This is a genomic window from Cytobacillus kochii (assembly GCF_020171845.1).
GTDB classification, from domain to species: domain Bacteria; phylum Bacillota; class Bacilli; order Bacillales; family Cytobacillaceae; genus Cytobacillus; species Cytobacillus kochii.
The window spans coordinates 95052-116546 of sequence record NZ_JAIVAM010000015.1 but is presented as its reverse complement, the minus strand read 5'-3'; the positions used below and the strand labels follow the sequence as shown (position 1 = coordinate 116546).

24 protein-coding genes and 1 riboswitch are annotated in these 21495 nt (G+C 36.6%); of the genes, 9 read left to right on the top strand and 15 right to left on the bottom strand.

Translation table 11 applies throughout. The features are described 5' to 3' along the window. Positions 1-4: 4 nt before the first annotated feature. The 4 genes from LCM23_RS22260 to LCM23_RS22245 all read right to left on the bottom strand — a co-directional run bounded on the left by LCM23_RS22260 (position 5) and on the right by LCM23_RS22245 (position 3144). Positions 5-457 carry a GNAT family N-acetyltransferase gene (locus LCM23_RS22260; RefSeq protein ID WP_224938844.1) on the bottom strand — a complete coding sequence of 151 codons (453 nt, stop codon included), beginning with the start codon at positions 455-457 and terminating at the stop codon, positions 5-7. Continuing rightward, complete coding sequence (gene rsgA / locus LCM23_RS22255) at positions 450-1448, bottom strand: ribosome small subunit-dependent GTPase A (RefSeq protein ID WP_224938843.1); 999 nt, start codon at positions 1446-1448, stop codon at positions 450-452. The genes LCM23_RS22260 and rsgA overlap by 8 nt, the downstream gene beginning before the upstream one ends. A gap of 312 nt (positions 1449-1760) precedes the next feature. Continuing rightward, entirely contained in the window at positions 1761-1910 is a 150-nt protein-coding gene (locus LCM23_RS22250; RefSeq protein ID WP_095372149.1) for a DUF1540 domain-containing protein, read from the bottom strand. Between the two features lie 256 nt (positions 1911-2166). Continuing rightward, positions 2167-3144, bottom strand: a complete 978-nt coding sequence (locus LCM23_RS22245) for a metal ABC transporter solute-binding protein, Zn/Mn family (RefSeq protein WP_224938842.1) — start codon at positions 3142-3144, stop codon at positions 2167-2169. A gap of 211 nt (positions 3145-3355) precedes the next feature. Here LCM23_RS22245 and LCM23_RS22240 point away from each other — a divergent pair, with 211 nt between their 5' ends. Then, the gene (locus tag LCM23_RS22240) at positions 3356-3919 is read left to right on the top strand and encodes a beta-class carbonic anhydrase (RefSeq protein WP_224938841.1); all 564 of its coding nucleotides are present in this window, start codon (positions 3356-3358) and stop codon (positions 3917-3919) included. A 1-nt stretch (position 3920) separates the two neighbouring features. On the opposite strand, the gene yidD is transcribed toward LCM23_RS22240, so the two are convergent. Further along, the gene (gene yidD / locus LCM23_RS22235) at positions 3921-4163 is read right to left on the bottom strand and encodes a membrane protein insertion efficiency factor YidD (protein ID WP_095372152.1); all 243 of its coding nucleotides are present in this window, start codon (positions 4161-4163) and stop codon (positions 3921-3923) included. A gap of 152 nt (positions 4164-4315) precedes the next feature. On the opposite strand from yidD, the gene LCM23_RS22230 reads away from it, so the two are divergent. Then, the gene (locus LCM23_RS22230; protein WP_224938840.1) at positions 4316-4789 is read left to right on the top strand and encodes an S-ribosylhomocysteine lyase; all 474 of its coding nucleotides are present in this window, start codon (positions 4316-4318) and stop codon (positions 4787-4789) included. Between the two features lie 229 nt (positions 4790-5018). On the opposite strand, the gene LCM23_RS22225 is transcribed toward LCM23_RS22230, so the two are convergent. The 3 genes from LCM23_RS22225 to ytzI all read right to left on the bottom strand — a co-directional run bounded on the left by LCM23_RS22225 (position 5019) and on the right by ytzI (position 7096). Then, positions 5019-5360, bottom strand: coding sequence for a hypothetical protein (locus LCM23_RS22225; RefSeq protein WP_224938839.1), 342 nt, complete (start codon positions 5358-5360; stop codon positions 5019-5021). Positions 5361-5437: 77 nt separating this feature from the next. Beyond that, a complete protein-coding gene (gene cls, locus LCM23_RS22220) occupies positions 5438-6889 on the bottom strand; it encodes a cardiolipin synthase (RefSeq protein WP_224938838.1) in 1452 nt (483 codons plus the stop codon). A gap of 33 nt (positions 6890-6922) precedes the next feature. Next, positions 6923-7096, bottom strand: a complete 174-nt coding sequence (gene ytzI, locus LCM23_RS22215; protein WP_095372156.1) for a YtzI protein — start codon at positions 7094-7096, stop codon at positions 6923-6925. A 135-nt stretch (positions 7097-7231) separates the two neighbouring features. On the opposite strand from ytzI, the gene LCM23_RS22210 reads away from it, so the two are divergent. Next, complete coding sequence (locus tag LCM23_RS22210; RefSeq protein ID WP_224938837.1) at positions 7232-7669, top strand: Dps family protein; 438 nt, start codon at positions 7232-7234, stop codon at positions 7667-7669. 219 nt (positions 7670-7888) lie between these two features. On the opposite strand, the gene LCM23_RS22205 is transcribed toward LCM23_RS22210, so the two are convergent. Continuing rightward, positions 7889-8848, bottom strand: coding sequence for a hypothetical protein (locus tag LCM23_RS22205; protein ID WP_224938836.1), 960 nt, complete (start codon positions 8846-8848; stop codon positions 7889-7891). A 247-nt stretch (positions 8849-9095) separates the two neighbouring features. Then, positions 9096-9332 carry a DUF6154 family protein gene (locus LCM23_RS22200; RefSeq protein WP_224938863.1) on the bottom strand — a complete coding sequence of 79 codons (237 nt, stop codon included), beginning with the start codon at positions 9330-9332 and terminating at the stop codon, positions 9096-9098. An 89-nt stretch (positions 9333-9421) separates the two neighbouring features. Here LCM23_RS22200 and LCM23_RS22195 point away from each other — a divergent pair, with 89 nt between their 5' ends. Together LCM23_RS22195 and ytkD are read left to right on the top strand one after the other, a co-directional pair. After that, positions 9422-9784: a hydrolase gene (locus tag LCM23_RS22195; RefSeq protein ID WP_095373621.1), complete on the top strand. Its 363-nt coding sequence runs from the start codon at positions 9422-9424 to the stop codon at positions 9782-9784. A 114-nt stretch (positions 9785-9898) separates the two neighbouring features. Further along, positions 9899-10372, top strand: coding sequence for an RNA deprotection pyrophosphohydrolase (gene ytkD / locus LCM23_RS22190; protein WP_224938835.1), 474 nt, complete (start codon positions 9899-9901; stop codon positions 10370-10372). A gap of 24 nt (positions 10373-10396) precedes the next feature. Here ytkD and LCM23_RS22185 read toward each other — a convergent pair whose 3' ends face one another. The 3 genes from LCM23_RS22185 to LCM23_RS22175 all read right to left on the bottom strand — a co-directional run bounded on the left by LCM23_RS22185 (position 10397) and on the right by LCM23_RS22175 (position 13027). Then, positions 10397-11203, bottom strand: a complete 807-nt coding sequence (locus LCM23_RS22185) for an ABC transporter permease (protein WP_224938834.1) — start codon at positions 11201-11203, stop codon at positions 10397-10399. Further along, positions 11169-11960 carry an ABC transporter ATP-binding protein gene (locus LCM23_RS22180; protein ID WP_224938833.1) on the bottom strand — a complete coding sequence of 264 codons (792 nt, stop codon included), beginning with the start codon at positions 11958-11960 and terminating at the stop codon, positions 11169-11171. The genes LCM23_RS22185 and LCM23_RS22180 overlap by 35 nt, the downstream gene beginning before the upstream one ends. Before the next feature lie 68 nt (positions 11961-12028). Continuing rightward, complete coding sequence (locus LCM23_RS22175) at positions 12029-13027, bottom strand: ABC transporter substrate-binding protein (protein ID WP_224938832.1); 999 nt, start codon at positions 13025-13027, stop codon at positions 12029-12031. A 119-nt stretch (positions 13028-13146) separates the two neighbouring features. On the opposite strand from LCM23_RS22175, the gene LCM23_RS22170 reads away from it, so the two are divergent. Together LCM23_RS22170 and LCM23_RS22165 are read left to right on the top strand one after the other, a co-directional pair. Beyond that, positions 13147-13911 (top strand): alpha/beta hydrolase family protein, encoded by a 765-nt coding sequence (locus LCM23_RS22170; RefSeq protein WP_224938831.1) that lies wholly within the window; start codon positions 13147-13149, stop codon positions 13909-13911. Between the two features lie 69 nt (positions 13912-13980). Next, positions 13981-14223 carry a DUF2584 domain-containing protein gene (locus LCM23_RS22165; protein ID WP_095372163.1) on the top strand — a complete coding sequence of 81 codons (243 nt, stop codon included), beginning with the start codon at positions 13981-13983 and terminating at the stop codon, positions 14221-14223. 332 nt (positions 14224-14555) lie between these two features. Here LCM23_RS22165 and pckA read toward each other — a convergent pair whose 3' ends face one another. Next, positions 14556-16139, bottom strand: coding sequence for a phosphoenolpyruvate carboxykinase (ATP) (pckA, locus tag LCM23_RS22160; protein WP_095372164.1), 1584 nt, complete (start codon positions 16137-16139; stop codon positions 14556-14558). Between the two features lie 387 nt (positions 16140-16526). Continuing rightward, positions 16527-16652: riboswitch (SAM riboswitch) on the top strand. Between the two features lie 300 nt (positions 16653-16952). On the opposite strand from pckA, the gene metK reads away from it, so the two are divergent. Then, the gene (gene metK / locus LCM23_RS22155; protein ID WP_224938830.1) at positions 16953-18152 is read left to right on the top strand and encodes a methionine adenosyltransferase; all 1200 of its coding nucleotides are present in this window, start codon (positions 16953-16955) and stop codon (positions 18150-18152) included. A 518-nt stretch (positions 18153-18670) separates the two neighbouring features. Continuing rightward, complete coding sequence (asnB, locus tag LCM23_RS22150; RefSeq protein ID WP_224938829.1) at positions 18671-20563, top strand: asparagine synthase (glutamine-hydrolyzing); 1893 nt, start codon at positions 18671-18673, stop codon at positions 20561-20563. A gap of 99 nt (positions 20564-20662) precedes the next feature. On the opposite strand, the gene LCM23_RS22145 is transcribed toward asnB, so the two are convergent. Continuing rightward, entirely contained in the window at positions 20663-21481 is an 819-nt protein-coding gene (locus tag LCM23_RS22145) for a C39 family peptidase (RefSeq protein ID WP_224938828.1), read from the bottom strand. Between the last annotated feature and the right edge of the window lie 14 nt (positions 21482-21495).

Below are 21495 nucleotides of genomic sequence, written 5' to 3'. Positions count from 1 at the left end.
AAAGCTAGTATTCGTTTATGGGCAAAATATAAGCCGTTTCTTTGCCAAAATGATGTCCACTATCAATAAAGCCCACCGCTTTAAACAGAGCAATACTAGCATGATTCTCACGATGAATACCTGCAATAATAAGGGGTTTTCTAGCTAATTGTTTCATTTCTGTCATGATAAGTTTTAATGCTTGCTTGGCATATCCCTTTTGTTGATGACTATCGCAAATCATAATACGATAAATCCAATAACCATTCAGTTCTTCTAGCTGACGGTTATACATAACAAAGCCAATGATTTGCTGATTTACTGTAATCGCATAGGTTTGTAAAGAAGGTTCATACTGTTGTTGAATGATAGAGATAGCATTACTTTCCACAAATTTACTCTGCTCTGTTGTAACATGTAATGATGCCACTTCATACCAATTCTCTTTTGTGATTGCCGTTAAATGAATGTCACTCATAACGTGCACTCTTTTTCTTATTCGTTGTTTTTATACGTTTCTTTTCTTGTTTCGCACGGCGTTTTTCGAGCATGATTAACTCTCGTTCTAGTTTAAAGTAGCTACTAAGCCTCTTCTCAGTTATTTTACCCTCAACAATTGCTTGTTGTACGGCACAACCCACTTCTTTATGATGAGAGCAGTTTCTAAATTTACATTGCTCACTTAGTGCTTGAATATCTGTAAAGCTCTCCCCTAAATTTATATCATCTTCCCAAAGTTGAAATTCACGCATTCCTGGGGTATCGATGATATATCCATCACCTAATTGAATTAATTCTCTATGGGTTGTGGTGTGACGACCTTTCTGATCATCTTCACGAATATTGCCCACCTTCATCCGATCCTCATTCGTTAGTAAGTTAATAAGTGTAGATTTTCCGACACCTGATGATCCCACAAATGTACCAGTTTTGCCTCCAATTAAGTAATCTTTGATGACCTCTACAGATTCGGGTTGAAACATGCTAACCAATGTGAAGTCGACGCCAAGTAGTAATAATTGATCTAAAATCCATCCTTTATCTTCACAAAGATCAGCTTTTGTTAAGACAATAATCGGTAAAGCTCCAGAATGTTGTGCTGCTACTAAATAGCGCTCGATTCTTGCTATATTAAAATCTTCATTCATGCTTGTAACAATGAATAAATAATCAATGTTGGTAGCGATAATTTGTTCCTTCACAGCAACACCGGCAGTTTTTCTTGAAAACTTGCTCGTTCGTGGTAAAACTTCTTTGATCATTGCTTTATCTTCATTTGGTAATTGGTGAAAGACAACCCAATCACCAACCGTTGGATAGTCCGCCTCATGTTGAACATGAAAGTGATAATTGCCAGGGAGGCTAGCGGGTAAAAAAGTTTGCTCTTTTGTCAATATTTTGTACATATGGTTATAGGCGATAGCAATTCGCCCGATGAGTTGTTTTTCATTGTTTTTTTTCACATTCATTTCCTCCATTTTTGTGATAAATAAAAAACCTTATGACCCGCAATTAAAGGATCATAAGGTTTATCCGCACATAAATGAAAGAAATGAATAATAGGGTATTAACCTATTTCCAATGAGCATGATAAATATGAAAACTTTAATTGCTTCGGTATGAAAAAGTTAATTAGATTCATCATGCTCACCCACTTTCAATATTTAGTAGCTTTAGTATATAATGCTATTTGAAAAATAGCAATAATTATTTTTTTTAGAAAAAGGAAGACGCCTTTATATGTACGGAAATTACATATAAAAGCGTCTATAGGCTATTTCTTATTGAGGTTCAAACGTTTTACAGTCAGTTTCCTTGCTCGTAGATGCCTGGTCTCGATGGCTGACTACATAAATTTGATCAGCACCACATAGATTGCCTTTTTCCCAGAAAGTACAATTATTGACTTCACATAATACATCTTTTGCCATCATTTTCACTTCCTTTTAGAAAAATCTTCAGATGGATTTCGCCATCATCACTATTCTTACCATAATTGGCTGATGATATAATCATAAGTTTTTTCAAATAAAGGGAGAGTAAACTAATTATCACTAACGACTTTTCTGATTCAATTGTAAAGCTTGAGATGCCCATCAGATGTGCTTATTAGTCCGGAACCTATATACGATATCTTTTAAAAAAAATAAGAACCAAAGCATTCATTTGCTCTGGTCCTACGATTAATTAGTTTAAACCTTTTTCCAGGTTATCAATATTTCTTTCCATTAATGTAAAATAGTTTTCTCCTTCATTAATATCTGCTTCAGTTAAGACAGCAAGATTATGAAGCTGTAAGCTCTCGGCACCAATTTCAGATTGAACGATTTCAGTTAATTTAGAGCTAACATTTTGTTCGAAATAAATCGTGTCTAATGTATTTTCATTTGCTGTTTGAATAATATTCTGTAATTGTTTTTGGGAGGGTTCACTAGATGTGCTAAGCCCGGCCACACTTATTTGTTCTAATCCATAACGCGATTCCCAATAACCATAGGCTGCATGAGAAACGATGAATTTATTTTTGTCTGCATTTTCAACCATTGAAGTAAATTTATCATTTAATTCATTAAGTTCTTCATTTAGTTGATCAAAGTTTGCAGTAAATTCTTCTTCATGCTCTGGAAGGGCAGTAATTAATTGTGTTTTGATTTCTTCTGCTAATTGCTGTCCGTATACTGGATCGATCCAAACATGTGGGTCAACATCGCCATGATCGTGACCATCATGACTATGACCATCATGGTCGTGTTCATGTTCATGATCATGATCATCGTGTTCGTGCTGCTCTGTGTTTTCTATTGCAAGATGTTCCCCAGCGGCAATCATTTTAACGCCTTCATTACTTAAGATATCTTTCGCTTGATCAACAAATCCTTCTAAACCAAGGCCCAAATAGATAAATAAATCAGAATCGGCCATTTTAATCATGTCCTTTTGTGAAGGTTCGTAAGTATGTTCATCAGAACCGGGAGGGTAAACAGTTTTTACATCAACAAGGTTTCCACCGATTCTTTCTGTGAAATATTGTAATGGGTAGACTGTCGTATAAACAGTTAACACTTCTTCTGATGATTGTGTTGTCCCCTTGTCACTCGCTGTTGAATTTGAGCATGCAGCAAATATGAAAATAAAAGGAATAAGTAAAATAAATAATTTCTTCATAGGTTTCTCCCCTTAATGTATCAAATCGTATTTGTTACGATTTATTTCTCGTATTAATCCGTAATCATTCCGATTCACATATGTAATCATACAAAAACTAAATCCAAAAATCAAGTATAAAATTTGTTAAAATGGATACTATTTTGTATCATAAAGGAAGAGCAAGCGATTTAACACATATTTAACAATATACGTAGTGGAGATGAAAAAAATGAGTCTTTTACAAGAGGTATTAGCATTTAATAAGGAGTTTGTGGAAACAGAGCAATATCGTGAATATGCCACAACGAAATATCCAAACAAACGAATGGTTATTTTAACATGTATGGATACAAGATTAGTGGAACTATTACCGAAAGCATTAAATGTAAAAAATGGTGATATAAAAATCGTCAAAACAGCAGGGGCACTTGTAAGTCATCCGTTTGGCAGTATTATGAGAAGTATTCTCGTTGCGCTGTATCAATTAAAAGCAGACGAAGTATTAGTTATCGGCCACCATGATTGTGGGATGAGTGGAATGAATGCCAATGCAATGATTGAAAATATGAAGGAAAGAGGCATTTCAGAAGAAACAATTTCTACTTTGAATTATTCTGGGATTGATATTGAGAGCTGGTTAGAAGGCTTTAATAAAGTAGAGGACAGTGTCTCACACAGTGTGGATATGATTAAGAACCACCCGCTGATTCCAGCAGTACCAGTACATGGTCTTGTCATCGATCCTAGTACAGGCAAACTGGACTTAGTAGTGGATGGATACGAGAGGAAATAAGTTACTTGCTTTGTTTGCGAGTTGGCCATTCTTCTGGCACGAAATCAACTCCACCAGGATGGAATGGGTGACATTTTAAGATTCGTTTGATGGTCAAATATCCGCCCTTGATTGCACCAAACCGTTTAACGGCCTCTAATCCATAATTGGAACAAGTAGGATAAAAACGACAAGTAGGTGGCTTGATGGGTGAAATGGCTACTTGATAGAATTTAAAAAATCCAAGCATGATTTTTTGTAACATATGAACCTTCCTTTGAAAAAGTTGCTCTTTTAGCACCAAGATATCATATAATAGGGTGAAAAGTCCAAATCATTGACTATGTATTTAAAGTTGATGAAATTAGTCGGATATTATAGTATAATGAAGGCAATGATGATAAAGGAGTGTATTTTATGCCATCAGTTGAAAGTTTTGAATTAGACCATAACGCTGTCAAAGCTCCATATGTGAGACATTGTGGCGTGCATAAAGTAGGAACAGACGGAAAGATTAATAAATATGATATTCGTTTCTGTCAACCAAACAAAGCGGCCATGAAGCCAGATTCTATTCACACACTTGAACATTTACTTGCGTTTAACATTCGAACACACGCAGAGAAATATGATCATTTTGATATTATTGATATCTCGCCAATGGGTTGTCAGACTGGCTACTATTTAGTTGTAAGTGGCGAGCCGACAGTGGAAGAAATTATCGACCTTTTAGATGCAACAATGAAGGATGCTGTAACAATTGAAGAAATACCAGCAGCAAATGAAAAACAATGTGGTCAAGCGAAGCTACATGACCTAGAAGGTGCAAAGAAGTTAATGAAATATTGGCTTTCTCAATCAAAAGAAGAATTAAAGCAAGTATTTGCTTAAATAGTTCTCCTTCCATCATTTTTGATGGAAGGTTTTTTATTTTTACTGAAGTGATTTGTTACTTCACCCACGCAAACAGAAAGTATAAACCTTCTCTGAACCAAGAGCCATTTTAAATCTAAAGGACGAAGAGAAATTAAATCTGTCACTCGTATAAAAGAATATCCACTCCAGTTATTACAGGTCATTACCCTTCTACCTTTATTTTTTATTAAAATTTATCTAGATTTTATAGAGAACCTGGAGGAATAATTTCAGTTAGCAGTAAGATGTAGAATATAAGTCCGATAAGAAAAAAAGTGAGGGAAGCGATAAAGAATGGTCCTCTTCTAAATATAGTTGGTGGTTCTACAAATGGTGTAAAGCCCGTTTCTGCATGAGTCTTGGCATCTTGTTGCTCCTTGATGTAAGAGAGCCCTCCAGAAAAGTAAATGCTTGTGATAAGAAATACAATGCCCGTAAAGAACATGACTTCAATAAAGCGAACAGAAAACTGAGAAGAGAGAAAATAAGTGATACCTGTTTCAATGGCAAAGGTAATGAGGAAAATAGTCCAAAACTTTATCTTCATCAACATGACTCCTTTTTTATCCATATATTTCTATTTTATGTTATCGATGTCCATAAATCTATACCAAAATCACCGACTCACAGAATCGGTGATAGTAGGCGCGATATAGATTCCTTGAACTTAATATAAAAGGAACGGTTATTGTAATCATCTAATGTAAGGTTACGTGATACTCTTACATCATTATAGAAGCTAGCTGCTACTTCCTCAGCTATCTTGCGGTCATAAATAAAGGCATTGACCTCAAAGTTGAGTCTAAAGCTTCGAACATCGATGTTGGCTGTCCCAACAGATGCAATTTCATCATCAATGACGATTGTTTTCGCATGAATAAAGCCATTATCATAAATCAGTACTTTTGCCCCGAGTTTTAATAATTCGCCAATGTACGAATAGGTAGCCCAATAAACAAACATATGGTCAGGTTTATTAGGAATCATAATTTTTACATTCACACCTGACAAAACAGCTATTCTAAGCGCATCAACAACACTGGCATCAGGTATAAAATAAGGAGTTTGAATAAGAATGGTTTCTTTTGCAGACATAATCATTTTTATATAACCAAGTTTGATTTGTTCGAGTTCGTTATCAGGTCCACTTGCTACAATTTGCATAGGGATACGCCCCTTAGTAGTGATAGGGGGATAATACTCAGGTAAATAGTGAATATCATGACGATGAGAAGCTTGATTCCAGTCAAGTATAAAGCGTGTTTGTATCGCATAAACTGCGCTTCCTTCAATCCTTAAATGTGTATCTCGCCAATAACCGAATTTCTTATTTAAACCTAAGTATTCATCTCCAACATTAAAGCCCCCAACATAGCCAATTTTGCCATCAATAATCACTAGCTTGCGATGATTACGATAATTTAACCGTAAATTAATAAAGTGGAATTTAGAAGGAAAGAACGCCTCAACCTCTCCTCCAGCCTCACGTAAGCTCTTAAAAAACCGTTTGGTTAAACTTCTTGATCCTAAATCATCATATAAAATGCGGACCTTTACACCTTCACGGGCTTTTTTATTCAGAAGTGTGATTAGCCTTTTGCTTAATGCATCCCTTCTTAAGATATAGTATTGAAGATGGATATGGTCAGTAGCGCCTTCTATATCTTTAAATAAAGCATCAAACTTGTCTTTGCCATCCGTATACATTTGTATATCATTATCTTGCGTGAGTACAGCATCATTATTGACTAATTGCATATGAATGAGGTCATAATGATTTTGAACCTGCTCATTCTCTGCAGGCAAACTGCGATTATGAAGCGCTGATATTTGCATTTTGAGCATTTCATCAATGCCTATTTTCTTACGATCTTCCCATTGAAACATTTTCTTCTTTTTAGAGAAGTTTTGTCCGAATAATAAGTAAATGGCAAACCCGAGTAGCGGGATAAAGAACAAAACGAGTAACCATGCCCATGTGGATGCGGCATCTTTTCGTTCAAGAAAAATAACGACAATGGCAAGAATCATATTTAAAAGGTAAATGAGTCCAATAAATATGGAGTAAATATCCATAGAAGTGCAGATTCCTCTCAAAAAGTATTAGTGTTACTTTATATCCTTGTCCTCTTGATTGGGTGCCTTATCCTCTTCTGAAAGAGGTTTAGGTAGAGGATCTACGGTATGTTTGAATGTGTAAGCTTTGGATGTTGTCATTACACTTAAAATAAGGATTGTAAAGACAATAATAATTGATATCATAATGACAATAATATAAGTCATCAATAGTCTCCCCCTTTACAAAAGCTATTTTACCATTTCTCTCTTTTAATCTGAACTAAAATATCTTTCCTTATCCGATAGTTATGTGTTTGAAAATTGGATAAGCGGGTATCTTATAAGTGGAGGTTGATAAATATGAGCGAAAAATTAATCCAATCAGTAAACAAACAAGTAGCAAACTGGACTGTAATGTATGTGAAGTTACATAACTACCATTGGTATGTTAAAGGAAGCAACTTCTTCGTATTACATGAAAAATTTGAAGAACTATATAACGAAGCTAATGACCATATTGACGAATTAGCGGAAAGAATACTTGCTTTAGGTGGAAATCCTGTAGCAACAATGAAGGATTGCTTAGATACGGCTTCAATTGAAGAAGCAACAGGTAAAGAAGACGCAAGAGACATGGTACAATCTGTATGGAGTGACTTCGAAAAAATGTTAGACGAACTACAAGAAGGTATTGAACTAGCTGATGAAGCGAAAGATGAAGCCACTGGTGATATGCTGATTGCAGTTAAACAGAGTGTGAAAAAACATAACTGGATGCTTAAAGCATTTTTAGGATAAGCGGAAAAAAGATCTCTTTTAAGAGGTCTTTTTTATTTTTGGGAAATATAAATGTGCAGGGAGAGACGATATGAAAGAATGTGGAATCTGAAAGACCCGAGTGTAAAGGAGATCTGAAATTGCGAACTTAAGTGGGCTGAAAAGAGCCGAGAATAGTTGTTAAACAAGAATACGAACACAAGGAAGTGTAAAGAATTGAGAACTCAAGCATTGACTTGACTAAGCTGTGGATTCTGCACAGATAAGTAGCGATTCGGGCAAAATCGCGACTAAACTATGGAACTCCGTCGAGATGAGTAGCGATTCGAACAAAATCGCGACTAAACTATGGAACTCCGTCGAGATGAGTAGCGATTCGGGCAAAATCGCGACTAAACTGTGGTTTTTCGTGGAGATAAGTAGCGATTCGGGCAAAATCGCGACTAAACTTTGGATCTTCGTCGAGATAAGTAGCGATTCGGGCAAAAGCGCGACTAAACTGTGGATTACCGCCCAGATGAGTAGCGATTCGAACAAAATCGCGACTAAACTATGGATCACCGCCCAGATAAGTAGCGATTCGGGCAAAATCGCGACTAAACTATGGAACTCCGTCGAGATGAGTAGCGATTCGAACAAAATCGCGACTAAACTTTGTATCTTCGTCGAGATAAGTAGCGATTCGAGCAAAATCGCGACTAAACTTTGTATCTTCGTCGAGATAAGTAGCGATTCGAACAAAATCGCGACTAAACTTTGTATCTTCGTGGAGATAAGTAGCGATTCGAGCAAAATCGCGACTAAACTATGGATCTTCGTCGAGATAAGTAGCGATTCGGGCAAAATCGCGACTAAACTATGGAACTCCGTCGAGATGAGTAGCGATTCGAGCAAAATCGCGACTAAACTGTGGTTCTTCGTCGAGATAAGTAGCGATTCGAACAAAATCGCGACTAAACTTTGTATCTTCGTGGAGATAAGTAGCGATTCGGGCAAAATCGCGACTAAACTATGGAACTCCGTTGAGATAAGTAGCGATTCGAGCAAAATCGCGACTAAACTATGGAACTCCGTCGAGATAAGTAGCGATTCGAGCAAAAGCCCGACTAAACTGTGGGTCTTCGTTGAGATAAGTAGCGATTCGGGCAAAAGCCCGACTAAACTGTGGATCACCGCTAAGATGAGTAGCGATTCCATCATCTTCCCGACTCAACGATGCATCTCATTCAGATGAGTCGTAATTCCAGCATTTACTTGAATCAACATCAAGCGAGAGAAGACCAAGATGCTTCTACCATGCCACTAACTAATTTGGCAATACAGCAGGGTTAAAGATAAATGGGTGAATATTCAGCTTCACTTTTAAACATGACACCAAGTTTAGCCTTATTTCCGAACCTATCCCTTTCTGTACCATGCCACTTTTGTATCCGAGGCCTATGTAGACTCAATGATAGTTTTGAGGCTTTGTAAAATCACTTTCTGCAAATTTTCCTTTAAGGGATTCAATAACGTAAAGACCCATTAAATTATATAGTTCTTGGTTATCCAGTTCTTGAATTAATGTAAGGATATCTTCTCGGGACATTTCCTCTAAGAAAGCAAACGTAAGCATATCAATATCTTCTTCGTCACCTGTAAGCTTATTACGATAATAGTCGTACAGTTCATCAATAATTTTCATTATTTGCACCTGCCTATTTTCTTCTTATTTTACGTTTAGTATATGTTAAGTTCATGGTTTTGCTCATTTTTCGTATAAATTCATTCATAATGAGGGAAACAAATAATAAGAAGAAAGGGGCTGAAAGTGTGGATCAGAAGAAAACTTATTATATTACGGTGAATGATGGTGAAATCTCACAAAGTTCTACTTCCTCATCATGGAATTTTAAAATAGAGGCAACTGATGATGAAATTATCGAATTAAGAGAGTTGTTTGATCAAAATTACTCAACAGAATGGGAAGGTTTTTTCCGGGCTCATGTCCCTTATTTACAGTATCATTTCGACAGGCAAAATGATAAGTATGATGATGGTTTAACGCAAATATATAGCGCCATTTATCGATTAGGCGATGAAGAAGCGAAAAATCATATTGTCAATATGGGGATTCTTCCCCCTGAACAACAATAAAGCTGTGCTCTAAACACCGTTATAAATATTGACGGTGTTTTCACCTTTTCCTGTACGTTACGTTTCTTTCAAAGTAAAATATACCAATAAGTATATGTAAAGTGAGAGGATTAAATGGAATATTTTATCGATCAGAACGGGAATCGTGTAGCACTCTCATTTAATGAAGAAGGATTTGAAATGGAGCCGCGTCATGTGTTGGTGTTATGTAAAAAAGGCGATGACTGGTTATTAACGAACCATAAAGAAAGAGGATGGGAGTTTCCAGGTGGAAAGGCGGAGGAAGGAGAAGATATATATTCAGCTGCAAAGAGAGAAGTAAAGGAAGAAACCGGAGCAGTCTTGTCTTCTATTGAACATATTGGTACATATCAAGTAATGGAAAAACATCGTTCCTTTATAAAGGCAATCATGTTTGCAGAGGTTGATTATTTGCAAAAAGTAGACCATTATTTCGAAACGGATGGTCCAAAATGGGTAGCGATTAATCAGCTCATGAGGGAGATTCATCAACCCAATTATAGCTTTATAATGAAAGATCGAGTAGTCGAGAGAAGTGTAGCTTATCTACAAAATCGCTTGAAATAAAGGGCTGCACGCTCATGCAAGCCCTTAGTTGTTTTTTATTAATTTCTTCTCTAAAAATTCTACTGCTTGATACATAATGGTAGCTAATACAGCTATGACAAGCAGAGAGAGCATAACTAAAGTAAAGTTAAATACTTGGAATCCGTAAATAATCATATAACCTAATCCTTTAGAGGCGACGAGAAACTCCCCGACGATCACCCCGACCCAAGATAAGCCGACATTGACTTTAAGTGTGGAAATAATTACAGGAAAGGATGACGGAAGAATGGCTTCCTTAAATATTTGGAAGCGGGTTCCACCAAAAGTTTGAAGCACTTTAATATAATTTGGATCTACCTCTCTAAAAGATGTATAAACGACGATGGTTGTGATAATAACGGAAATAATCGTTCCCATTGCTACAATCGACGTGAAGCTAGGTCCAAGAGCGACAATTAAAATCGGTCCTAAAGCCACTTTCGGCATACTGTTTAAAATGACGAGATAAGGGTCTAGAATCTTAGAGAGAAACGGTGACCACCATAGAATCGCAGCCAAAATCGTTCCCAATAATGTCCCTAAAATAAAACCGAGTATGGTTTCTGATAAAGTAAAACCTAAATCAAAAAACAGCGTACCATCTTGAACTTTAATTAAAAAGAGCTCCCATACTTTTGAAGGTGAACTGAAAATGAGAGGGTCGATCCACTTGTTTCTACTGGCAATCTCCCAGCCCGAGAAGAAAATAAGAAAAATAACGAGTTGATAAAATCGTACCCAATACTTTTCTTTCTTAAGGGAGCGGATATACGCATTATGGAGTGCTTTTGTGTGACTCTTGTGATCCAAGGGACTCCATCTCCTTCCAAATCGTTTGAAAAATTTCTGCATTCATTGGGTGGTTTCTAGTATCAAATGGAGAGCATTCTCTTAATTCCTCAGGTATTTCAAATACTTTATGAATCTTACCAGGGCTTGGTGCGAATAAATAGATACGATCGCTCATCGCAATTGCTTCACCGATATCATGTGTCACAAGAATAGCTGTTTTTCCAAATGATTTTAATGTGTCAGATACAAGATTTTCTAAATGCAATTTTGTTTGATAATCGAGAGCGGAAAATGGTTCATCTAACATGAGAAGTTTAGGTTCTGTTGCCAGCGTCCTTACAAGTGCTACCCTTTGTCGCATGCCGCCTGATAATTGTTTAGGATACAATGACTCCACATCTGATAAGCCCATTTGCATTAATAAATCTTTTGCATAAGCTTTTTTTTCTTCATCTAAGTGATGATTGATCTTTAGACCCAAAAGAATATTTTCCTCAATGGTTTTCCAAGGGAATAGATAATCTTGTTGCAACATATATCCTATTTCACTCTTTAATGTAGCTACCTGCTTTCCTTCTAACTCTACACGGCCCTCCGTTGGTTGGAAAAGACCAGCAATGATAGATAACAAGGTTGTTTTGCCACATCCGCTCGGTCCTAAAAATGAAATGAATTCTCCTTCATTCACTTGAAGTGAGATATTAGAGAGAGCCGTCACTGCATTTGATTTCGTAAAGTAAGTATGATGAATATCTTGCACTTTTAAGAATGTCATCTTGCAGTCTCCTCTTTTTTTTCTGGATGGTTGAGCGAACAGAATCATTCTATCCGCTCCACATAGTACTATTCTTTAATCACTTTCTCAGCAATGGATGTGTTGACAAGAGTTTCATAATCCACTCGAGCAGGCAGTTCACCTGCTTCATCCATAATATTTTGCAAGTTCTCCCATTCTTCTTTTTCTAAAATAGGATCGGTCGCAAAGGACCCTTGACTTTTATAACGATCAATTGACATGGTTAAAATTTCTAAATCGGTATTATCAAAGTATTTTGTAATGATTTTAGCTGTTTCTTCTGCTGAATGTTCATCTACCCATTGTTGCGCTTTATAGATGGCACGTGTAAATTTCTCTACTGTTTCTTCGTTTCCATTGATGAAGCTATCCTTTGTCATATATGCTGTATAAGGAAGGTGGCCAGATTCTTCACCGAAGGAAGCGACGATATGTCCAATGCCTTCTTTTTCAAACACACTCGCAGTCGGTTCGAATAATTGTACAAACTCACCAGTACCAGATGAAAAGGCAGGAGCGATATTGGCAAAATCAATATTTTGAATTAGCTCTAAGTCAGCATGTGGATCAATATCATGTTTTTTTAACGTATACTCACCAGCCATCTGCGGCATGCCACCTTTTCTTTGCCCGAGGAAAGTACTATCTTTTACCATATCCCAAGTGAAATCTTGGATATCTTCCCTTGCAACAAGGAAGGTGCCATCTGTTTGCGTCAGTTGGGCAAAATTTATGACAGGATCATTTGCTCCTTGCGCCTGAACATAAATGGATGTTTCAGAGCCAACAAGAGCAATATCAATACTATCGGATAATAGCGCAGTCATCGTTTTATCGCCGCCGGCAGTCGTGGTTAACGTAACATCCAAACCTTCCTCTTTAAAAAATCCTTTTTCAATTGCAACATATTGGGGAGCATAAAAAAGAGATCTTGTGACCTCACCGATACGTATTTTTGTCACATCCTCTTTTCCACAGGCTGCAAGAGGAATGAGTAAAACAGAAATACAGAGAAGCATGAAGCTCCATTTAAGCCATTTTTTCATTTGAGAACCTCCTCATTCAATGTTTCTTAGATTTTTGCATCTAAACTATCTTATGAGGGTGAAAAATTTGTGTGATTGCCCATGTGAAATTTTTACTATATGTAAAGGAGGGAAAAGCATTGATAATCGATAAATGGCGGTTTCCATCTCCGCATCCTCAAGTGAAATTATCAATCATTACATACTTATCTAATGATCTAAAAATTAAAGGTCTATTAGCTGAACCAGAAAATAAAAACGTATCAGAAGGTTTTCTATATTTAAGAGGTGGGATTAAGAATGTCGGTAAAGTGCGCCCAAGTCGGATTGTGCAGTTTGCCCTCCAAGGTTTCATCGTATTTGCGCCTTTTTATCAGGGCAATCAAGGAGGGGAGGGAAATGAAGATTTTGCAGGTGATGATCGTTATGACGCTTTTTCAGCTTTTCAACTTTTAGCAGAACACCCTCGGGTAAAAAGGGTACATGTCTTTGGGTTTTCTAGAGGAGGTGTAATGGCGTTATTAACAGCCTTACATATGCCTGAAGCGGCGTCAGTTGTTACTTGGGGTGGTGTAAGCGATATGTTCCTCACATATGAAGAAAGAGTGGACTTGCGTAAAATGATGAAACGGGTCATCGGTGGAACGCCCCATAAATACCCAGAAAGATATGAATTTCGGACGCCATTATATGAACTTAATCAACTGCAAGCAAATGTATTAATTATTCATGGGGTCTTAGATCATAATGTTTCTGTCGAGCATGCCTTCCGCTTAGAGAAGCGATTAAAAGAGTTAGGTAAACCTGTAGATACATGGTATTTCAAAGAATATACGCATTATTTTCCGCCAGCTATCAATAGACAGATTGTCCGTGATCTTGGGCGGTGGATGAAAGAACAATAAGCTTTATTGTATAGAGATTGTAAGATACAATAGTAATATAAAACTCGATGAACAAGGAGCAAAACAATTATGGGTATGCCTTTAGAATTGAATACAATGATCGTTACGAAAGGAAGAGAAGAGAGGCTAAATGAAAACCTTTTTACATTAACAAAAGAAGGATACCGCCTCTACCCACTAAATATTCCACTTGAAGTAAAGAAAACAAGAGACGGTGAAATCAGTGGAATGGGAAGTATCCAAAAGTTAGAAATGGAAAATGATTGTACGAAAATCTTTTATCAACTGATTTCGCTAAAAACTACAAATTAAAAATTGGCCCGACTGCTTTTGCAGTGTTGAGCTTATTTATATTGAAGCTTTGCATGAATATAAATATAAGTATTTATTAAGCAGTGACGAATTTAAATTAGAAGCTAATTTGTAGACTCATATCAAAGGGCGAATATTGAATACATTCAAGCCTCGATTGCAACTTGGTGAGATTAGCACTTACTAATCAATCGACCTAAGTTAATTGCAATTAGTAAATCGAAGCCCATTGATGCGGTATTTTGACCCTCAAAAATAAACAGTGGGTGAAGAGTGAAGTGAAATTATTGTAACAAAAAACCTTCGAGTCGGATGCTCGAAGGTTTTTTAAATTAAGCAATAGGACCGCCTTTTTCAGCGATTTCACTAGAGATATTACCGAATTTCTTGAAGTTTTCACGGAATTCATTTGCAAGTTCTTTTGCTTTTACATTATATGCGTCTTGGTCTGGCCAAGTTTTGTTAGGCAATAGTACTTCATCTGGAACTCCAGTTACGTGTTGAGGGATTTCTAAACCGAATACTTGGTCAGTTACTGTCTCAACAGAATTAAGTTCGCCTTCTAGAGCAGCTTCAACCATTGCTCGTGTATAAGCAAGCTTCATACGGCTGCCTACACCATATTCGCCACCAGTCCAACCAGTGTTTACTAGGAATACTTTCGCGTTATGCTCGTCAATTTTTTTACCAAGCATTTCTGCATATTGTTGAGCTGGTAATGGTAAGAATGGTGATCCAAAACAAGTGGAGAAAGTCGCTTGTGGTGAAGTAATACCACGCTCAGTACCAGCCAGTTTAGAAGTGTATCCACTTAGGAAGTGATACATTGCTTGTTCTTTATTCAATTTAGAGATTGGAGGTAATACACCAGAAGCATCAGCTGTTAAGAAGATGATAGTGTTCGGGTGACCTGCAATACTTGGGTCAACAATATTGTCAATTGCTTGTAATTGGTAAGCCGCACGCGTGTTTTCTGTTAGCGTATTGTCCGCATAATCTGCTACGCGTGTTTCTTTGTCTAATACAACATTCTCAAGTACTGCGCCAAAACGGATGGCATCGAAAATTTGTGGTTCTTTTTCACGTGTAAGGTCGATACACTTCGCATAGCAACCACCTTCAATGTTGAATACTCCATTTGGAGACCAGCCATGCTCATCATCACCGATTAAACGACGGTTTGGATCAGCTGATAATGTTGTTTTACCAGTTCCGGAAAGGCCAAAGAATAAAGCAACATCACCTTCGCGGCCAACATTGGCTGAACAGTGCATAGGGAGAATCCCATTTTCAGGAAGCATGTAGTTCATAACAGAGAAAATAGATTTTTTCATTTCACCAGCATACTCAGTACCACCAATAAGTACAATACGGCGTTCGAATGAAACGATGATAAAAGTTTCTGAAGCTGTACCGTCAACTGCTGGGTCTGCTTTGAAATTAGGAGCTGAAATAACTGTAAATTCAGATTCGTGATCTAATAAATCTTCTTCTGTAGGACGAATAAATAATTGGTGTGCAAAAAGGTTATGCCAAGCATATTCATTAATTACTTGGATTGGCATACGGTGTTTTTTATCCGCACCAGCAAATCCTTTGAATACGAAAACTTCTTCTTTCTCTTTTAAGAAAGCAATCACCTTGTTGTATAAGTTATTGAAGACTGCTTCAGAAATTGGTTGGTTCACACTTCCCCAGTCAATTTTATCTTTAGAGCTTGCTTCTTCAACAGTATATTTGTCTTTAGGTGAACGACCTGTATACTTACCTGTTGTCGCGCGAATTGCACCAGTAGATGTAAGAACACCTTCGTTTCTGTTTAATACTTTTTCAACTAGTTGCGGAACAGATAATTGAACTTGGATGTTTTCGCCTTTTAGTAAATCATTTAACTCAGTTATCGATACAGAATTCATCTGATGAATACCTTCCTTTATATAATATTATTTAAGAGATATGCATCTCAGTCGCTATTTGTGATTATTTCTTCAAAAATAGTATAACACATTTATTCATTCAGTCTATACTATATAAATCATTTTTATATAATTAATGAAATTGTCACAAATACAGGCAGTATTCATTATAAATAGCTTTTGCAAATTTAAAAAGGATAATCAGCAAATTTATTGTAATTTTTATATATATTAAGGAAAAAGAACGGTATGATCTTAACTAAAATTATCCGTTATCAAAACTAAAGTTTATAGAGTCGGATATGACAATTTTTACATGGAATTGTTAATGAAAAACATTTGACTATATTCCATGTGTAAGTTATGATGAATCCTTGAACGGATACTCTCTTATCCCGAGCTGGTGGAGGGACAGGCCCTATGAAACCCAGCAACCTGCCAACTACATTTTCATGAGCAAAGGTGCTAACCTGATGCAAGGATTTATTACTCACTATCCTTGAACGATAAGAGTGAAAGGCGCGAATCATTTTGCTTCAACCTTTTCACTAAATCAGAGAAGAGGTTTTTTTTCATGCTTTTTAACATGATGTTGGCGAATACGAGGAGCGGCTTTTGGAATGTACTATTTATGTATGGGAAAAAGACCAACCATTTTATTCTCAATATTCCAAGTTAGCGCATAGGTTATTAAGGGTATGAGATAAACATTGGCCCATAAATAATGAAGATTCAAATAAGGGAATGAGTTCCGTATCAAAAATAAAGACTATAATAAAGTCTTATTGATTCGATAAATAAGGAGGAAGTCAGATGTCAACAAAACGTAGATTGTTTACTTCTGAATCAGTAACTGAAGGTCATCCGGATAAGATCAGTGACCAAATATCTGATGCAATATTAGATGCTATTTTATCACAGGACCCAAATGCGAGGGTTGCTGCGGAAACGTCTGTTACTACAGGTCTTGTATTGGTTGCAGGAGAAATCACTACATCCACATATGTAGATATTCCAAAAATCGTTCGTGAAACCATTAAGGAAATTGGTTATACACGTGCAAAATATGGCTTTGACTCTGAAACATGTGCTGTATTAACTTCTATTGATGAGCAGTCAGCAGATATTGCTATGGGTGTAGACCAAGCACTAGAAGCGCGTGAAGGACAGATGACTGATGCAGAAATTGAAGCTATTGGTGCTGGAGATCAAGGTTTAATGTTTGGCTTTGCATGTAATGAAACAAAAGAGCTTATGCCATTACCTATTTCATTAGCGCATAAACTTTCTCGCCGTTTAGCTGAAGTAAGAAAAGAGGAAATCTTACCTTACCTTCGCCCAGATGGTAAAACACAAGTAACAGTAGAATATGATGAAAACAACAAACCTGTACGTATTGATACAATTGTTATCTCTACGCAGCACCATCCAGAGATCAGTTTAGAGCAAATTCAACGCAATTTAAAAGAGCATGTAATTAACCCAGTAGTTCCTACTGAATTAATTGATGAAAACACAAAATACTTCATTAACCCAACAGGTCGTTTCGTTATTGGTGGACCTCAAGGTGATGCGGGCTTAACTGGTAGAAAAATTATCGTTGACACATACGGCGGTTATGCACGTCACGGTGGTGGTGCATTCTCTGGTAAGGATGCAACGAAAGTTGACCGTTCAGCTGCTTACGCAGCTCGCTATGTAGCAAAGAATATTGTTGCTGCTGGACTAGCTGACAAAGCAGAAGTACAATTAGCATATGCGATTGGTGTTGCTCAGCCGGTATCCATCAGTATTGATACATTTGGAACTGGAGCAGTATCTGAGGATGTTTTAGTTGAAGTTGTTAGAAACAATTTTGACCTCCGTCCTGCTGGCATTATCAAAATGCTTGATTTACGCCGTCCGATTTACAAGCAAACAGCTGCTTATGGACATTTTGGCCGTACAGATATTGATTTACCTTGGGAGCGCACAGATAAAGCGGAAGAATTGCGTAAGGAAGCTTTAAAATAAATTAGAAAAGTTATGGCTGTAGAAAACTCCTTTAATGAGTTTTCTACAGTTTTTTTATGTGGGAAAGGGGCTATCATTAAATTTTTATAGACCTACAATTGAGGCGAAGCGATTAGCTCGAATATCAAGAAGTGGAATGGTCAAAGATAGCGGCGGCGCAAAAGCGATTAGCTCGTATATCAGAAGTGAAAAGGACCGAAGATAGTAGAGCAATAGTCGTTTTTTTAGATATTACATTAGCAAAATAAATATAATATTTTAGACTACCGATATTTTACAGAAATCCTTAAGAAAACGATTTCATAAAAATTTAAAATGAATGTCATCTTTTCGTCTTAAATTGTGGGTAAGGAATAAACAACCTTAAGTATATGAAGAAGAAAACATGAACATACTGCCTAGCATAAATCATTCCATTTTTTTTTTCGAAAGGTGAAACTTTTTAAAATAACTTATCGTCTATACAAGGTATGGAAAAAATACAAACTAGATGAAATAAAAAGTAGGTGACGTACATAATGTGTGGTTTTATTGGTTGTATACATGATCAAGCACAAAAAGTACAAGAAGCAGATAAACAATTTGAGAATATGAATAACATTATTACTCATCGTGGACCAGATGATTCAGGATATTATCGTGCAGACCATATCCAATTTGGTTTCCGTCGATTAAGTATTATAGACATTGAAAGTGGTCATCAACCACTCACTTATGATAATGGTAAATATTGGATTATTTTCAATGGAGAAGTTTATAACTATGTTGAACTACGTGAGGAATTAATCAATAAAGGACTAACTTTTGAAACTAATTCGGATACTGAAGTGATTATTGCTTTATACAGTTATTACAAAGAGAAGGCGGCAGAAAAACTGAGAGGTATGTTTTCCTTCGTTATTTGGGATAAAGAAAAACAAGAAGTTTTTGGAGCGAGAGACCCTTTTGGAATCAAACCATTCTATTATTTTGAAGATGGTGAGACAACTTATTTTGCCTCTGAAAAGAAAAGTATTCTGCTGGCATTGAAAAACGATGTCATTAATTATGATGCTTTGCAGTATTATATGACTTATCAATTTGTACCTGAACCGATGACTATGTCAGTGGGTATAAAGAAACTTGAGCCAGGTCATTATTTCAAGAAGAAAATCGGTGGCTCAATGCATATCCAGCGTTATTGGAAAGCACATTTCCAACCTGTACAAAAAGAAGAATCTCAGTTTATTAAAGAGATTCAAGATGTTTTAACTGACTCAGTTAAAATGCATATGCGCAGTGATGTACCTGTAGGTTCGTTTTTATCGGGCGGGATTGATTCTTCTATTATTGCATCCATAGCAAAACAGTTTCACCCCAATATTAAAACGTTTTCAGTAGGTTTTGAAAGAGACGGTTTTAGTGAAGTGGATGTGGCTAAAGAAACAGCCGAAAAACTAGGTGTTGAAAATATAAGCTATATCATCTCTCCAGAAGAATATATGCAAGAAGTACCTAAAATTATGTGGCACACGGATGATCCATTAGCGGACCCTGCTTGCGTTCCACTTTACTTTGTCGCAAGGGAAGCAAGAAAACATGTAACGGTGGTATTATCAGGCGAAGGTGCTGATGAATTGTTTGGTGGATATAATATTTATCGTGAACCACAGGACTTAGAAATTTTTAATAAAATGCCTTCAGCAGGAAGAAAGTTATTGCGTACCCTTTCTCGAATCATGCCAGAGGGGATGAGGGGTAAGAGCTTTATTGAACGAGGAACGACGCCAATGGAAGAACGCTACATTGGCAATGCGAAAATGTTCTTAGAACATGAAAAAAGAGAATTATTGCAGGTTTATAATGAGAAGAATGATTTTAAAGATATTACCCGTCCATTATATGCAGAAAGTGCAGCCTATGATGCGGTTAATCAAATGCAGTATATTGATATTCATACTTGGATGCGCGGAGATATTCTTTTAAAAGCAGATAAAATGACGATGGCACATTCATTAGAATTGAGGGTACCATTCCTTGATAAAGAGGTCTTTAATGTGGCTTCAACCATCCCAACTCATTTAAAAACGTCACATCAAACAACGAAATATATCCTTCGTAAGGCAGCGGAAGGTATTGTGCCAGAACATGTGTTGAATCGTAAAAAGCTAGGCTTCCCGGTCCCTATCCGTCATTGGTTAAAAGATGAGATGTATGATTGGGCGAAAACGTTAATTAAAGAAAGTCATACAGACTATTTAATTAATAAAGAGTATGTAGTAAATTTACTCGAATTGCATGCACAAGGAAAAGCAGATTATAGTAGGAAAATCTGGACGGTACTTATGTTTATTGTGTGGCATGATGTTTTTATTGAAAAGAAATATGATTTCGAAAAGCAATTTATTTCAGCAACAACAGCACACCTTTAAGTCAACAACTGTGAAAAAGAAAGAAAACCCGGACTCAGTTCGGGTTTTCTTGTTGTTAAAGTAAAAAATGCTAAATGTCTTAACTGCACTTTACTTTTTTTAATTTAAATAAGTAATTGCCTGCCTGCCCATTTGTTCCCAACCCGCCTGGAACTCTTTGATAGGTGCTTTCTTATTTTTTATATTAGAGAAGGGGTCATTAAAGTATATATATTGCTCATCGTATCCAGTCACTAAAACGGAATGTTCTTTATACGTAATGTCAATCACTCCGCTTGGTGTGTGCCATGTCTGAAAATAAGCATCAGGCAGTTCATTGTATTTCGTATTAATGATCACCCAGACAGGCTTCTCATTAGAGAGATGTGTTTTGATTGATGAAAAGTCATCACCAGTAAAATCATGAATCTTCTCTGGTAAATAGTTTTCTGCCAGCTCTTTAATAGGCGTATGGTAAACACCGAGACCTCGATTGTTAAAAGAGTACATATCACCAATAAAACCGTCATTGGGGTGACCATAATAAATCTTGCCATCTTTTTTTTCAAAGGTTGCAGGGTTTTTCTTAATTTCTTTAGCTAAAGTCATTTTATCCACAGTTACGCCTGCGTGGTTGAGTAACATCGCAAGGCTTGTAACCTCACATCCGCGAGGGAGTTCTGGAAATTGTGATATGACCGGAATGTCTAATAATACTTGTTGTTTTATTTTTACGATAAATTCTTCATTGTTTGTTCCTTCCGCCCATTTGTTCTCTCGGAAAAGGGCAGCATCAGCGTGTTCCGTTGTTGCTTTCGGAGAAGGAAGAAGGAAAATTAAAATAAGAAGAGGGATAAGCAGTTGTTTAGCACCATTTTTTAGCAGTTTAATAAATAAATAAGCTAACAAAATCAATGCCAATCCAATAATAAATTCCAACAATTACACCACCT

What these genes read in the sequence shown, in the direction of transcription:
- LCM23_RS22230 (WP_224938840.1), top strand. Translation starts at nt 4,316, where the DNA reads ATGCCATCAGTTGAAAGTTTTGAATTAGACCATAACGCTGTCAAAGCT.
- LCM23_RS22165 (WP_095372163.1), top strand. Translation starts at nt 13,981, where the DNA reads ATGGGTATGCCTTTAGAATTGAATACAATGATCGTTACGAAAGGAAGA.
- LCM23_RS22180 (WP_224938833.1), bottom strand. Translation starts at nt 11,960, where the DNA reads ATGACATTCTTAAAAGTGCAAGATATTCATCATACTTACTTTACGAAA.
- LCM23_RS22250 (WP_095372149.1), bottom strand. Translation starts at nt 1,910, where the DNA reads ATGGCAAAAGATGTATTATGTGAAGTCAATAATTGTACTTTCTGGGAA.
- pckA (WP_095372164.1), bottom strand. Translation starts at nt 16,139, where the DNA reads ATGAATTCTGTATCGATAACTGAGTTAAATGATTTACTAAAAGGCGAA.
- ytkD (WP_224938835.1), top strand. Translation starts at nt 9,899, where the DNA reads ATGGAATATTTTATCGATCAGAACGGGAATCGTGTAGCACTCTCATTT.
- cls (WP_224938838.1), bottom strand. Translation starts at nt 6,889, where the DNA reads ATGGATATTTACTCCATATTTATTGGACTCATTTACCTTTTAAATATG.
- LCM23_RS22240 (WP_224938841.1), top strand. Translation starts at nt 3,356, where the DNA reads ATGAGTCTTTTACAAGAGGTATTAGCATTTAATAAGGAGTTTGTGGAA.
- LCM23_RS22200 (WP_224938863.1), bottom strand. Translation starts at nt 9,332, where the DNA reads ATGAAAATTATTGATGAACTGTACGACTATTATCGTAATAAGCTTACA.
- LCM23_RS22260 (WP_224938844.1), bottom strand. Translation starts at nt 457, where the DNA reads ATGAGTGACATTCATTTAACGGCAATCACAAAAGAGAATTGGTATGAA.
- yidD (WP_095372152.1), bottom strand. Translation starts at nt 4,163, where the DNA reads ATGTTACAAAAAATCATGCTTGGATTTTTTAAATTCTATCAAGTAGCC.
- asnB (WP_224938829.1), top strand. Translation starts at nt 18,671, where the DNA reads ATGTGTGGTTTTATTGGTTGTATACATGATCAAGCACAAAAAGTACAA.
- LCM23_RS22175 (WP_224938832.1), bottom strand. Translation starts at nt 13,027, where the DNA reads ATGAAAAAATGGCTTAAATGGAGCTTCATGCTTCTCTGTATTTCTGTT.
- LCM23_RS22225 (WP_224938839.1), bottom strand. Translation starts at nt 5,360, where the DNA reads ATGAAGATAAAGTTTTGGACTATTTTCCTCATTACCTTTGCCATTGAA.
- rsgA (WP_224938843.1), bottom strand. Translation starts at nt 1,448, where the DNA reads ATGAATGTGAAAAAAAACAATGAAAAACAACTCATCGGGCGAATTGCT.
- LCM23_RS22210 (WP_224938837.1), top strand. Translation starts at nt 7,232, where the DNA reads ATGAGCGAAAAATTAATCCAATCAGTAAACAAACAAGTAGCAAACTGG.
- ytzI (WP_095372156.1), bottom strand. Translation starts at nt 7,096, where the DNA reads ATGACTTATATTATTGTCATTATGATATCAATTATTATTGTCTTTACA.
- LCM23_RS22205 (WP_224938836.1), bottom strand. Translation starts at nt 8,848, where the DNA reads ATGATGGAATCGCTACTCATCTTAGCGGTGATCCACAGTTTAGTCGGG.
- LCM23_RS22195 (WP_095373621.1), top strand. Translation starts at nt 9,422, where the DNA reads ATGAGGGAAACAAATAATAAGAAGAAAGGGGCTGAAAGTGTGGATCAG.
- metK (WP_224938830.1), top strand. Translation starts at nt 16,953, where the DNA reads ATGTCAACAAAACGTAGATTGTTTACTTCTGAATCAGTAACTGAAGGT.
- LCM23_RS22245 (WP_224938842.1), bottom strand. Translation starts at nt 3,144, where the DNA reads ATGAAGAAATTATTTATTTTACTTATTCCTTTTATTTTCATATTTGCT.